This is a genomic window from Parafrankia sp. BMG5.11, from assembly GCF_004337455.1.
The window spans coordinates 66,469-79,034 of record NZ_SJXI01000007.1; the positions used below are offsets into that span (position 1 = coordinate 66,469).

A 12,566-nucleotide genomic window follows, 5' to 3' on the forward strand; every position below is an offset into this window, starting at 1 on the left:
CGCCGTGCCGCGCCGGGATCAGCCCGTCGCTGTCGGGTTCGGGGGAACGGCGCCCTGTCGGCCGATCACCCGAGCGTCCCCGAACACGGTGCTGCTGCGGTAGTAGGCATAGCTGCTGTCGACGGTCTCCTCCTCGCCGAGGAGCGTGGTCGACAGCCTCAACCGCAGGATGCCGGTCACATCCAGGTCGACCTGCTCCGCCTCGCCGAGGCCGAGGGTGTACTCCGTGAGCCGGCGGCCGTCACCGTGCACCTCGACCAGGTATTTCACCGAGCTCGTGGCGTCGTCGGCGAGACCGACCGTGGTCTGGAAACGCAGGAAGTGCCGGCCCAGGTCGAACTCCACCTGACCGACCTTCAACGGCTCTTCGTGGTAGGAGTACGCGACGGCATTGATGATCAGACTGCGCGGTTGCGCGACACCGCCCACCGTCGCCTGCCCGGTCTCCACCGACCCCCGGACCTGTAGTTGCCTGCTGTCGGCGAGATGGACGGTGACCTCGGCGTTCGGGTCGTCCGAACCGTTCTCCGCCAGTGCGGCGGCCGGATCCCGGGGACCGGACGAGCGTTCCTCGACGGCGTCGATCGCCCCCAGGACCACCCCGAGACCCACCAGACCGGCAAACGGCACGATCAGCACCAGCAGGAGGATCCCCACGGGGCGCCGCCAGAACGACCGCGGGCGGCGCGGTGGCGAGTGCGGCCAGGTCACATAACCCGCCGGACGGCCCGGTGCGGGCGACCACGCCTGGCCGGCTGCCGGGTGTCGGTACTGCGGCACGGGAGTGTGCGGCGCCGGGGACCGCTGCCACCACTGCGCCGCGGGGACGGCCGCGGAGGCCCCCGGCCAGTGAGCATGCCCCGGACGCGGCGCGGGAGCGGGCCCAGGCACCGATCGCGACGTCGGGTCCGGAGAGGACGCCGGCTCAGGCCCCGCGCCGGGCTGCGACCGCGGATACGGCGGGTCGGCCCCACCTCCCGAGTCCGCCCCGCTCACGGCCCGTGCGGCCGCCCCCTCCGCGGCATCAGCCGCTCGTGCGGGCTCGTTCTCCGGTCCCGGCGCCGCCAGGGCGTCGGCGGCGGGCCGCGGATCGGCTGCGGCCGGGTTCTCGTCACCGGGCCCCAGTTGCTCCCACGAGTCGTACTTGCGGGTCCCCATCCGCGTGGGCCCGGTGTCGAGGACCGCCGCTGCCGGGCCCGACACCCGGGTACCCGCCGGCGGGACGTCCAGTGCCGGCCAGGGTGGCAGGCCCTCAAGCCCCTCGGCCGCCGCCGCCAGCATGCGCACAGTGTCCTGTGCCGTCCGCGGGCGCTGAGCCGGATCCTTCTCGAGCAGGCCGGCGACGACGTCCCACAGCGGCTCGGGGATACCGGGTGGCCGGCCGGGCACGAGGTCGACGTGCGCGCGCAGCGCGGCGATGGGCGGGCGGTCCGCGAACGGGCTCACCCCGCAGAGCAGCTCGTAGAGGACGACTCCGACGGCGTAGAGGTCGGCGGCGGTGTCGGCCCGGCCCGCCTCGATGGTCTCCGGTGCCATGTAGTGCGGGGTGCCGAGCACCCCCGACAGCTTCGTCAGGCTCGTCGAGCCGTCCAGCAGCCGGGCGATGCCGAAGTCGGTGACCATGGCCCGCCAGGCATCGGTGTCGCCCCGCGCCATCAGGATGTTCTCCGGTTTGAGGTCACGGTGGACGATCCCGAGCTCGTGGGCGGCACCGACGCCGTGGAGGATCTCGCTCGTCGCGGTCACGGCCTCCAGCGGGGCCAGGGTGCGGCGGCGGCGGATCTCCCGGCGCAGGTCGGATCCGTCGACGAGGTCCATGACGATCGCGAGCTGCCCGCGCTCGGCCACAAGGTCGTGCACCCGCACCGTGTGGGGCGAGTCGAGCCGGCGCAGGATGGAGCGCTCACGCAGGAAGCGGGCGACGAGCTCCTCGTCGGTCGCCAGCTCGGCGCGCAGCACCTTGAAGGCGAACACGGTCCCGTCGTCGGAGCGGCCGCGCCACACCTCACCCATGGCGCCGCGGCCGATCAGGGAATCCAACGTGTACGCACTACCGAGGCGTTGGGCCAATGTCCCGTCCCGTGTTCGTCATGCCGGCAACCGCGTCCACGCCCATGACACCGCGCGGACGGGATGGTCGACGACATAGTGTCGCAGATCGGACGCGGAACGGCGCAGAACCACAGAAGCCCAGGTACCGGGTCCTCCCACTCGCCGGGAGCGGTCAACCGGCTACGGCGTGAGAACGAGTTTCCCGAAGACCTCGCCATCCGCGAGACGCTCGAACGAGGCGCGGGCGTCGGTGAGCGGGCGGACGTCGTCGATCAGCGGGCGGGTACCGGTGCGGTCGAGGAGCTCGACGAGGTCCGCGAGTTCGCCGCGGGTGCCCATCGTCGAACCGATCACCGAGAGCTGCAGGAAGAAGATCCGGTTGAGCTCGGCCGGCGGGTTCGGGCCGCTCGTGGCGCCGGAGCAGACGATCCGTCCGCCCGGGCGCAGTGAGCGCACCGAGTGCGACCAGGTCGCGGCCCCGACCGTCTCGATCACTCCGTCCACGCGCTTCGGCAGGCGCGCGCCCGACTCGACGGCGAGATCGGCCCCGAGCTCGAGCGCCCGCCTACGCTTGGACTCGTCCCGAGAGGTGACGAACACGGTGTGACCGGCCGCCTTGCCGATCACCAGGGCCGCGGTGGACACTCCGCCACCGGCTCCCTGGACGAGCAGCGTCCCGCCACCACCCGCCGGCAGGCCCGCCCGGTTGACCACCATGCGGTACGCCGTGAGCCAGGCCGTGGGCAGGCAGGCCGCCTCCTCCCACGACAGCGCCGCCGGCTTGGGCACAAGGTTCCCCCGCGGGACGGCGATCCGCTCCGCGAGCGTGCCGGGATGCAGCTCGGAGAGCAGGGTCCGCTTCGGGTCCAGGGTCTCGTCACCGCCCCCGCGAGCCGGGTCACCGATGACGGCATGGACGATCACCTCGTCGCCGTCCGCGCTGACCCCGGCCGCGTCGCAGCCCAGGATCATGGGCAGGCGCTCGGGCGGCAGCCCAACTCCGCGCAGGCTGAACAGGTCGTGGTGGTTGAGCGCGGCGGCCCGCACGGTGACCGTGGTCCAGCCCTCGGGCACGACCGGTTCCGGCTGGTCGCCGACCACGAGGCCGGCCAGCGGGTCGTCCGGGTTGATGGAGACGGCGGCGGCGGCGAGCACGAGGGTAACCCTAGGATGACGCTCCCCACCAACGCCACCGAACCGTCCGCTCCACGCTCGGTCCGATCCGTGTCCGATCCGTGTCCGGTTCCGGTGAACGCGGCATACGACAGCGCCCGACGCCGCCGTTGCTCTTCGTCATGGTTCGCCCCGATCCCGCCGCACGCCGCGGAAGCCGGGGAGATCGACCACAGGCCGATTGACAGGCTTCGGGCAGCCCGGCCGTCGCGCGGTCGGACCGGATGTGTTGAACTCAATCCCGTGGTTACACAGGGGAGTACGCCGGCCCCCCTCAGCCGGGACACAGTCAGCCGGGACGCAGGCGGCCGGGACGGGGGCGGCCGTCGGTTCGGCTGGCGACGGCGCCGGCCGGCGCCCGTACCGGAACCGCCGGTGGTGCTCGTGACAGACGGCGATCCAGTGATCATCGTCCCGTCAGCGGACTTCGTCTGCTGCTCCTACAAGGGCTGCGGCGCGCTGCGCCCACTGACCGAGGCCAGCGAGAACCGCCCCTGCCCCGGCTGCGGCCGGGTCTGAGGCGGCGCCCCGGGCTCCTGGGCGGCGGCGGTCTCCCGGATTCCGAACGGCGACCGCCGCGGAACTCTGAGGTTCCGCGGCGGTCGCGTTAGGCTCTGTCTTTCCCTGCCCGCAGCGCTCCGGACGACCCGAGCCCTGCCGCGGCGGAGGTGCTAGCGGCGTGCGACTCCGTCGGCGCGGGCTGCCGCGGCAACCGCGGTCGAGACCGCGGGCGCGACACGCTCGTCGAAGACGCTCGGGATGATGTGGTCGTCGGCCAGCTCGTCGGCGATCACCTCGGCGAGTGCCCGGGCGGCCGCGAGCTTCATGCCCTCGGTGACCCGGCTGGCGCGGACGTCCAGCGCACCGCGGAACAGACCCGGGAAGGCCAGCACGTTGTTGATCTGGTTCGGGTAGTCGCTGCGGCCGGTCGCCACGATCCGGGCGTACTTGTGCGCGATCTCGGGGTCGATCTCCGGGTCCGGGTTGGCCATCGCGAAGACGATCGCCTCCGGCGCCATCGTGGCGACGGCCTCCTCGGGCACCTTGCCCGCGGAGAGGCCGAGGTAGACGTCCGCCCCGGCGAGTGCCTCGTTGATCGAGCCGCGCAGGCCGGCCTTGTTCGTCTCGGCGGCGAGGGCGGCCTTGACCGTCGTCAGGCCGTCCCGACCGGGGTAGATCATGCCGCGACTGTCGCCGACGGCGATGTCACCGATGCCGGCGGCGAGCAGGATGCGGGTGACGGCCACACCGGCGGCGCCGGCGCCCGACACGACGGCCCGCAGGTCGCCGAGGGTCCGCCCGGTCAGCCGGGCGGCGTTCTCCAGCGCGGCGAGCGCGACGATCGCGGTGCCATGCTGGTCGTCGTGGAAGACGGGGATGTCGACGCGGTCCTGGAGCATCGACTCGATCGCGAAGCACCGGGGGGCCGAGATGTCCTCGAGGTTGACGCCACCGAAGCCCGGGGCGAGGCGGGCGACCGTGTCGACGATCTCCTCGACGTCGGTGCAGTCGAGGCAGATCGGCACGGCGTCGACCCCGCCGAAGTGCTTGAAGAGGGCGGCCTTGCCCTCCATGACCGGCAGGGCGGCCGCGGGGCCGATGTCACCGAGGCCCAGGACGGCCGTTCCGTCGGTCACCACGATCACGGTGTTGGAACGCCAGGTGTACTCGTCGGCCAGGGCCGGCGTCTCGGCGATCGCCGTGCACACCCGGGCCACGCCGGGGGTGTAGGCGAGCGAGAGGTCCTCGCGGTTGTTCAGAGGTGCGGTCAGCCCGATCCCGATCTTCCCGCCCCGGTGCAGCGCGAAGGCGGGGTCGTCGTCGGACGGGCGCGGGCTCGGCCCGTCGAACCCCGGCGACGTCACCGGTGCCGCGGGCGAGACGGGCCCATCGGTCGGGGCCGCGAGGGACGAGTCGAGGGTCGTGTGGTCTGTGGTTGCGGTCACGAAAGGGGCTCCTCGGACAAGCCACGGCGGTTCCGTCCGGCGAACGGTGTCACTGACCGGACGTGGCTGGACGTTCCCGGGGCCCCGGCGAAGATCGGGCGTTCGCGGGGCGGCGGGCACTGCTGCGCCACCTCGACGTGTGAGGTGGCTGGACTGCCACATGCCTGCGACGGGGGTGGCCCGACGCTGCTTCCAATATGGCACGCGCGAGGCTCCGGGCCTCCCGGTCCGGTTCACCGGCGGCCAACCCGGGATGACATCCGCGTGAAACATGCGTGCGTCGCCCGGGCGCCGTGACGTAGCTGAACTGTGACGTAATGGCACTTGTCGGGCTCCCCGGGATGAGTCCAACCTCCGCCGCTCACAACCGTCTGTCGCCTCGTGTTTCCCTACCTGTCGCCCATCCGACTCCGACGGGCGGTGCCGCCGGAGTCCGCACCGCCAGGTCCGGCACACCCGGCCGCCTGCCAGGCCCACCTGAGGGCCGGGGCACGGCGGGAGCCAGGGCACACGACGGCCGGCCGCCGCACGTCCTCGCGCCGGCCACCCTACCGATCAGCCGATCAGCTCCCCGGCCGCGCCCGCCAGCCGACGCGGGCCGGCGCCGGTCCGCTCCCGGGGACCCGCTGGAAGGCCGCCACCGGAGCTGCCGTTGCGTTTCTGGAAACGACCTGAAACCGGCCCGCATCGTCCGACCCGGGTGCGGAATCCACCGCGTTTCAAGCCGGTTTCCACACAGGCGCGACGGCAATGATCTCGTGCCTCGCGACACATCCACGACCGATAAAGCGTGAGACGATTCACTCGAAACGCGAGCGTTGTTCGTCCGTGGACCTGCGGAGTGCGACAGGCGACACGCGGGGGTTTCGAACACGGCTCGAGCCGGCCCGCGATCACCATCCGCCGACCGTCATCTCACAGAGCGGAAGCCCCGCGTGTCAGGCTGATCCTGATGTCAACCAGTCGAAGCGGGACGTCCACCGACGGCACACGGCAGGCGACGAGGCTGACCGGGAATCGCCGCGCCCAACCTAGTAGCGTGCGTTGTCGTGGAGGTAACCGAGCTGCCGATCGCCGATGCCTGGTTGTTCACCCCTCGCCAGCACTCCGACCCGCGCGGAACATTCCTCGAATGGTTCCGCGTCGACGCGCTGGAATCGGTGACCGGGCACCGGCTTGAACTCGCCCAGGCGAACGCCAGTGTCAGCCGGGCGGGAACGCTGCGCGGCGTGCACTACGCCCAGGTGCCGCCCAGCCAGGCAAAGTACGTCACCTGTGTCAGCGGCCGCGTGCTGGACTGTGTCGTCGACATCCGGGTCGGTTCGCCGACCTTCGGGTCGCATGCGGCCGTCCTGCTCGACGACGTCGACCGGCGGGGCCTCTATGTCTCCGAGGGGCTCGGGCATGCCTTCATGGCGTTGACGGACGGCGCCGCGATCACCTATCTGTGCTCCACGCCGTACACGCCGGAGCGCGAGTTCGGGATCAACCCGCTCGATCCCGACCTGGCCCTGCCGTGGCCGGCCGAGCTGACCCCGCTGCTGTCGGAGAAGGACACCGCCGCGCCGACACTGAGCCAGGCCGCGGCGGCGGGCCTGCTCCCCACCTACGCCGACTGCCGGGCGTTCTACGACTCGCTGCGGCCGCTGAGCACCGGCGCGAGCCGCGGCTGACCCGCCGCCCGCCCGGGCGGCTCACGCCCGGGGTGGCCGGCTGCGGCGCAGTGCACGCGGGCGCGGCCAGTACCGCGCCACGACCCGACCGAGGACGTCGCCGGCCGGGATCATCCCGAACGTCGCGCTGTCGGTGCCGGTGCGCACGTTGTCCGAGCGCAGCCACCAGGATCCGTCCGGGTCGGTGAACTCGGCCCGTTTGACCCCCAGCCCGCGCTCGGGCAGCCGCGCCACCACCACGTCACCCGGTCTGGGTGACGCGCCCCACAGCACGAGGCATGTGTCGCCGTCGTTCAGGGTTGGTTGCATCGACTCGCCGCGGACAGCGACCGCCCGCACGGAAACACGTGGCCTCACGGGGGTAGGTTGCCAGAAGGCGGGAAACTGGTCCGCGGACTCCTACTCGCGATCCACGTCCCGCGATCGCAACCACCCAGGGCCGACCCGCCCGGCGCGGACGCGGCCGCCCCTGGGCGACAGACCCGAGGCGATACAGAGAGGACGGCGGCATGAGCCTGCTGCATCCCGCGATCAGCGTCAGTGCCCACTGTGACCTGCCCTGCGGCGTCTACGACCCGGCCCAGGCGAAGGTCGAGGCCCAGTCGGTCAAGGCCATCCAGGAGAAGTACCAGGCCAACACGGACCCGGAGTTCCGGGCCCGGGCGCTCGTCATCAAGGAGGAGCGCGCCGAGCTGGTCAAGCACCACCTCTGGGTGCTCTGGACCGACTACTTCAAGCCGAACCACCTCGAGAAGTACCCCCAGCTGCATGACCTGTTCTGGCAGGCCACCAAGGCAGCCGGCGCGGCCGGCGCCAAGGGCTCGGTCGACCCGACACAGGGCCAGAAGCTCCTGGACCTGATCGACGAGATCTCCACGATCTTCTGGGAGACGAAGGCCGCCGCCTGAGACTCGGGCGACAGGTAGGGCCGGGCGTTCCCCCGGGTGGCCGAGTGCCATCCCGGCGGGGGCGCCCGGTTTTGTGTGTGGGTCGGGTGTCCCGTCGGCCGGTGGGGCGAGCGCCTGTGATCCCGTCCACCGGGGATCTAAATGATCACATCCCGGGAGCGGACATGATCAGACCTGCCCGGCACGGGGACGTCGAAGCCGTCCTCGCCCTGGTCCGCGGCCTCGCCGCCTACGAGCGCGAGCCGGACGCGGTCGCGATGACCGCCGACGACCTCACCATGGCCCTGTTCGGCGACCCACCCGCGGCGCACTGCCTGGTGGCGGGGTCGCCGAACCCGGCCGGCGACGTGGCCGACGTTGTGGGCTTCGCGATGTGGCACCCGACCTTCTCCACCTGGACGGGGAAAAGCGGGATGTACCTGATCGACCTGTTCGTCCGGCCCGAGCACCGCCGCGCCGGGCACGGCCGGGAGCTGCTGACCGAGCTCGCCCGGATCTGCGGGCGGCGCGGCTACCTGCGGCTGGAATGGGCCGTCCTGGACTGGAACACCCCCGCGCACGCCTTCTACCGGTCGGTGGGGGCGGCACCCACCTCGGAGTGGACCACCTGGCGGCTGGACGCCCGCGCGATCGACACGCTGGCAGGCCCCCGCCCACATCACGACAGCGTTACCTGACGTGCGCCTTCCCGGCTGAAACCGTGCCCTGAAGGTCACTGTCACCTGACCTCCGCACCGGCACCCCGGCCGCCCGCGGCCACCTGGTCGGCCGTGCCCGGCGCCGAGAACACCCAGGTGGCCGGGCAGGAAGCGGCCATCCGCGACCAGTCGGGCCTTCGGCGCCCTCTTCTGATCACCCGACCTGCGATACCCCAGGCGGGCTGGGTACGGTGGTGAACGACGGGGCCCACGCGAGTCGGACCTCCTCGGCAGGGCCATCATCGGAGTAACGCCCCGATGGATCGGGCAGGCGCCGGCACCGGAGTGTCGTCCGGAAACGGACGCAACACCACGGGTCGCGGGAAACCCGCCTCGCAGCGCCGGCGACCGCAAGACACCGGCAACAGCAAGGCACCGATCACGGGACGGAACCCGAGCCAGACCCAGCCAGATCGAGATCCACGAACGAGCGACACCCGGTGGCGGAAACACCCGACACAAAGGCACGAAGACCGACATCATCGACGAGGACCTTCCTCGCACGACCCGGGCTCTTGGGGGTAGGAACGTGAATCCGACGCCTTCGACCGGCGGCGCGGAGAACTCCGGCGGCACCTCGGGCGAGGCCACCCACGGCGGCGGCCCGCACGACGTCGTCCAGCTCACCCTGCCCGCCGCGAGCGCCTATCTGACCGTCCTGCGGACGGCCACCGCGTCGCTCGCGGCCCGGCTGGACTTCACCCTCGACGACATCGAGGATCTCCGGATCGCGGTGGACGAGGCGTGCGCGCTGCTGCTCGTCTCCGCCGTTCCCGGCTCGTCGCTGGAATGCAGGTTCGCCCTCGAGCCCGGCGTCATGAAAGTCCTGGTAACCGTCGAGAGCCTCGACGGCGAGCCGCCCTCCACCGAGACGTTCGCCTGGACGGTGCTGACCGCGCTGGCCGGCGACGTCTCCAGCTCGACCGGTCCGGGCTCCCGGGTAAGCATCGCCCTCCAGAAGCGCCGCGGTGTCCGGGCCGACCTGGGTGAGCCCCCGGCCGGGCACGTCCGCGGCTCCGGCGCGGCCTCCACAGCGGCCCTCGGCGACACGGTAGGCACGTCGTGACTTCAGCCGGCAGAACACCCACCACCCCTCGTACGGTCCCCACGAACCGCGCGGGCGACCCGGTCGCGGCACTCAGCCAGCGCGGTGCCGGCGACATCACCAGCGCTGACATCGCCAGCGCTGACACCGCCGGCCCCGACGTCGGCGGGATCACCGGGACGGCGCACGAGGCCGACGGCCTGGCCGAACGCGGATCCGGGCCTGGCGCCGAGCACGGTGGTCCGCCGCCCGCCTCGGCCGTGGGCGAGCAGGCCCAGCCCGACGAGGCCGTCGACGCCGCCGGTGCGGGCTCCCGCTCCGGCGCGTCCGGGCACGGCGCCGGGTCGCCGGATCGGATCCGGGCCCGCGCGCTGTTCGTCCGGCTGGTGTCGCTGCCCGAGGGAGATCCGGAACGGGCCGCCCTGCGCGACCAGCTCGTCCGCATGCACCTTCCCCTCGTCGAGTACCTCGCCCGGCGGTTCCGAAACCGCGGCGAGCCGCTCGACGATCTGGTGCAGGTCGCGACCATCGGGCTGATCAAGTCCGTCGACCGGTTCGACCCGGAGCGCGGGGTCGAGTTCTCGACCTACGCGACCCCGACCATCGTCGGGGAGATCAAGCGGCACTTCCGCGACAAGGGCTGGGCGATCCGGGTGCCCCGTCGGCTCCAGGAGCTCAAGCTCTCGCTGACGAAGGCGACCTCCGAGCTGTCCCAGTCGCTGGGCCGCTCGCCGACGGTCAGCGAGATCGCCCGTCACCTGGAGATGAGCGAGGAAGAGGTCCTCGAGGGCCTCGAGTCGGCGAACGCCTACTCGGCCGTCTCGCTGGACGCGCCCGACTCCGGGGACGACGAGGCTCCGGCCGTCGCCGACACCCTGGGGGTGCAGGACGAGTCGCTGGAGGGCGTGGAGTACCGCGAGTCCCTCAAGCCGCTGTTGGAGAAGCTTCCCCCGCGGGAGAAGCGCATCCTGCTGCTCCGCTTCTTCGGCAACATGACCCAGTCGCAGATCGCGAACGAGCTCGGCATCTCGCAGATGCACGTGTCCCGGCTGTTGGCCCGCACACTGGCCCAGCTCCGCCGCGGGCTACTGGAAGACGGCTGAGCCGACCAGCATTCGGTACGCCCCGGGGCCGCACCCCCGCCCCTGGCCCGGCCAACCGCCCGGCCTGAGCCTGACTGCTCACCAGCAGCAGCCCGTCCAGCACCTGTCTGTCCAGCAACGCCTGTCCAGCAACGCCTGTCCTGTTCGCTGCCCGTCCGACCCGCGCTCGGCGCGGGTGCCGCACGGCACAGCCTGCCGGCGAACCGACCCCTGGGCCCGGGTCGGTTCAGCTCCTCACCCGGCCGCCCAGCCCGCCACGATCAAGCGTCGCCATCTTCGGCCGGCCTGGCGTACCCGCCGCCGAAGCCCAGGGACACGATGATCGCGAGCGGAACTACCACCAGCGGCACACCATAGCCGTACAGACCACCCTGCAACAGGCCCCAGGCAACGGGGAGACACAGAACCTGTGTCACCAGCGCAGGCGACCGGAAACCGGACCGGCCGCGCAGGACCCCCCAGGTCACCAGGCCCAGGCAGGCCGCGCCCACCAGAGCGAGCACACCACCGGTCTCCGCCCGGCCGACGTCCTCGATGTCGGAACCGAAGCCCCGGACAACCAGCAGCGCGCCCAGGCCCGCGAGCACCGCCGTCTCAACGCCGAGCAGCACGCCAGCGGCAAGCAGCGGACGCGGTACGACCCGCGCGCTCGGTGCCGGAGCAGGGCCGGACGCCCCGACGGGGCCGCGGTTGGTACCCATCCGCCGAGATTACGTCCCGTTCGCCACGACGGCGCTGGGGACCACGCCGCGAGGCCCACGCCACGGCGCGGGATCCGCACGGACGGTGTGAGAGTTTTCCCAGCCGACGCCCGGAATGGTTGCGCAGGCTACCGTATTGGCATGCGCGGGCTGCTGGTCGTCAATCCGGTCGCGACCACCACTACCGAGCGGGTCCGCGACGTGCTCGCCACCGCTCTCGCCGCGGACGTCGCCCTGGAGACGGTGGTCACCAAGGGGCGCGGCCACGGGCTGGAGCTGGGTGCCCGGGCCCGCGAGCTCGGCATCGACGTGGTGATCGTCCTCGGTGGCGACGGCACCGTGAACGAGATCGTCAACGGCCTGGTCGAGAGCGGCCCGGCGGGCGAGGGCCCGGCACTCGCCGTCGTCCCGGGCGGGAGCACGAACGTCTTCGCCCGAGCGCTCGGGTACTCGGCGTCGCCGGTGGAGGCCACCGGGGAGCTGCTTGCCGCGCTGCGCGAGGGCCGCTCCCGGCAGGTGAGCGTGGGCCGGGCCCGGTACGGCGACCAGACCCGCTACTTCACCTTCTGCCTCGGCATGGGTCTCGACGCCGATGTGGTCGCCGCGGTCGAGCGTCGCCGTGACAAGGGACGTCGCAGCACCGCCGGGCTCTTCCTGCGCTGCGCGACCGCCGAGCTCGTCCGCCGGGTCGGGCGCTCCGGCCCGGCGATCAGCATCACCGCGGCGGGCGGCATCCTGGGTGGGGTGGCCACCGGGCGCGCGGCGCCCGACGGCGACGCGCCCGACGGCGACGCGGCTGACGGCGACGCGCGGGACACCGAGGCCGGCGGGGCGGCCGGCACCGGGGAGACCGGCGGGGCGGCTGTCGACCACTCCGAGCCCGGGGCGCAGGGCCGTGAGCCCGTCGAGGTGTCGCTCGCGATCGTCTGCAACACCCGGCCCTGGACCTACCTGAACAACCGGCCGGTCGCCGCCTGCCCGGAGGCCTCCTTCGACACCGGCCTCGACCTGGTGGGGCTGCGCCGCGCCAGGCTGTCGAGCGTGCTGCGGACGGGGCTCCAGATGCTGGGCGACGAGCCGACCCCCCGGGGGCGCAACGTCGTCACGCTGCACGACGCGGCGGCGGTGACCCTGCGGGCCGATCAGCCGGTCGCGGTGCAGATGGACGGCGAGGTCCTGGGGAACTTCGAGCTGGTGGAGCTCACCGACCACCCGCGGGCACTGCGCGTCATCGCCTAGCCCGACCGAATCGCCCGAGGCTCCTGAG

12 protein-coding genes are annotated in these 12,566 nt (G+C 72.4%); 7 read left to right on the forward strand and 5 right to left on the reverse strand.

Going from position 1 to position 12,566, the window contains the following annotated elements; genetic code table 11:
* Positions 1-18 precede the first annotated feature (18 nt).
* Positions 19-2,040, reverse strand: coding sequence for a serine/threonine-protein kinase (locus tag E0504_RS05340; protein WP_243657422.1), 2,022 nt, complete (start codon positions 2,038-2,040; stop codon positions 19-21).
* Between the two features lie 192 nt (positions 2,041-2,232).
* Entirely contained in the window at positions 2,233-3,207 is a 975-nt protein-coding gene (locus E0504_RS05345) for a zinc-binding dehydrogenase (RefSeq protein WP_112107915.1), read from the reverse strand.
* A gap of 393 nt (positions 3,208-3,600) precedes the next feature.
* Between E0504_RS05345 and E0504_RS51935 the strand changes: the two genes are divergently transcribed.
* Entirely contained in the window at positions 3,601-3,744 is a 144-nt protein-coding gene (locus E0504_RS51935; RefSeq protein ID WP_198145458.1) for a hypothetical protein, read from the forward strand.
* Positions 3,745-3,896: 152 nt separating this feature from the next.
* Here E0504_RS51935 and E0504_RS05355 read toward each other — a convergent pair whose 3' ends face one another.
* A complete protein-coding gene (locus E0504_RS05355; RefSeq protein ID WP_112107916.1) occupies positions 3,897-5,171 on the reverse strand; it encodes an NADP-dependent malic enzyme in 1,275 nt (424 codons plus the stop codon).
* Positions 5,172-6,220: 1,049 nt separating this feature from the next.
* Here E0504_RS05355 and E0504_RS05360 point away from each other — a divergent pair.
* Complete coding sequence (locus E0504_RS05360; RefSeq protein ID WP_018502293.1) at positions 6,221-6,844, forward strand: dTDP-4-dehydrorhamnose 3,5-epimerase family protein; 624 nt, start codon at positions 6,221-6,223, stop codon at positions 6,842-6,844.
* Between the two features lie 21 nt (positions 6,845-6,865).
* On the opposite strand, the gene E0504_RS05365 is transcribed toward E0504_RS05360, so the two are convergent.
* Entirely contained in the window at positions 6,866-7,201 is a 336-nt protein-coding gene (locus tag E0504_RS05365; RefSeq protein WP_112107917.1) for a S24/S26 family peptidase, read from the reverse strand.
* Between the two features lie 152 nt (positions 7,202-7,353).
* Between E0504_RS05365 and sodN the strand changes: the two genes are divergently transcribed.
* The 4 genes from sodN to E0504_RS05385 all read left to right on the forward strand — a co-directional run bounded on the left by sodN (position 7,354) and on the right by E0504_RS05385 (position 10,598).
* On the forward strand, positions 7,354-7,752 hold the full coding sequence (gene sodN, locus E0504_RS05370) for a superoxide dismutase, Ni (protein WP_018502291.1): 399 nt from the start codon (positions 7,354-7,356) through the stop codon (positions 7,750-7,752).
* Positions 7,753-7,916: 164 nt separating this feature from the next.
* On the forward strand, positions 7,917-8,429 hold the full coding sequence (locus tag E0504_RS05375) for a GNAT family N-acetyltransferase (protein WP_112107918.1): 513 nt from the start codon (positions 7,917-7,919) through the stop codon (positions 8,427-8,429).
* 550 nt (positions 8,430-8,979) lie between these two features.
* The gene (locus tag E0504_RS05380) at positions 8,980-9,516 is read left to right on the forward strand and encodes an anti-sigma factor (RefSeq protein WP_018502289.1); all 537 of its coding nucleotides are present in this window, start codon (positions 8,980-8,982) and stop codon (positions 9,514-9,516) included.
* The gene (locus E0504_RS05385; RefSeq protein WP_083390624.1) at positions 9,513-10,598 is read left to right on the forward strand and encodes an RNA polymerase sigma factor SigF; all 1,086 of its coding nucleotides are present in this window, start codon (positions 9,513-9,515) and stop codon (positions 10,596-10,598) included. The genes E0504_RS05380 and E0504_RS05385 overlap by 4 nt, the downstream gene beginning before the upstream one ends.
* A 260-nt stretch (positions 10,599-10,858) precedes the next feature.
* Here the strand turns inward: E0504_RS05385 and E0504_RS05390 are convergent, their stop codons facing one another.
* On the reverse strand, positions 10,859-11,299 hold the full coding sequence (locus tag E0504_RS05390; RefSeq protein ID WP_071059380.1) for a hypothetical protein: 441 nt from the start codon (positions 11,297-11,299) through the stop codon (positions 10,859-10,861).
* 141 nt (positions 11,300-11,440) lie between these two features.
* Here E0504_RS05390 and E0504_RS05395 point away from each other — a divergent pair, with 141 nt between their 5' ends.
* A complete protein-coding gene (locus E0504_RS05395; RefSeq protein WP_112107919.1) occupies positions 11,441-12,538 on the forward strand; it encodes a diacylglycerol kinase family protein in 1,098 nt (365 codons plus the stop codon).
* The last annotated feature ends 28 nt before the right edge of the window (positions 12,539-12,566 follow it).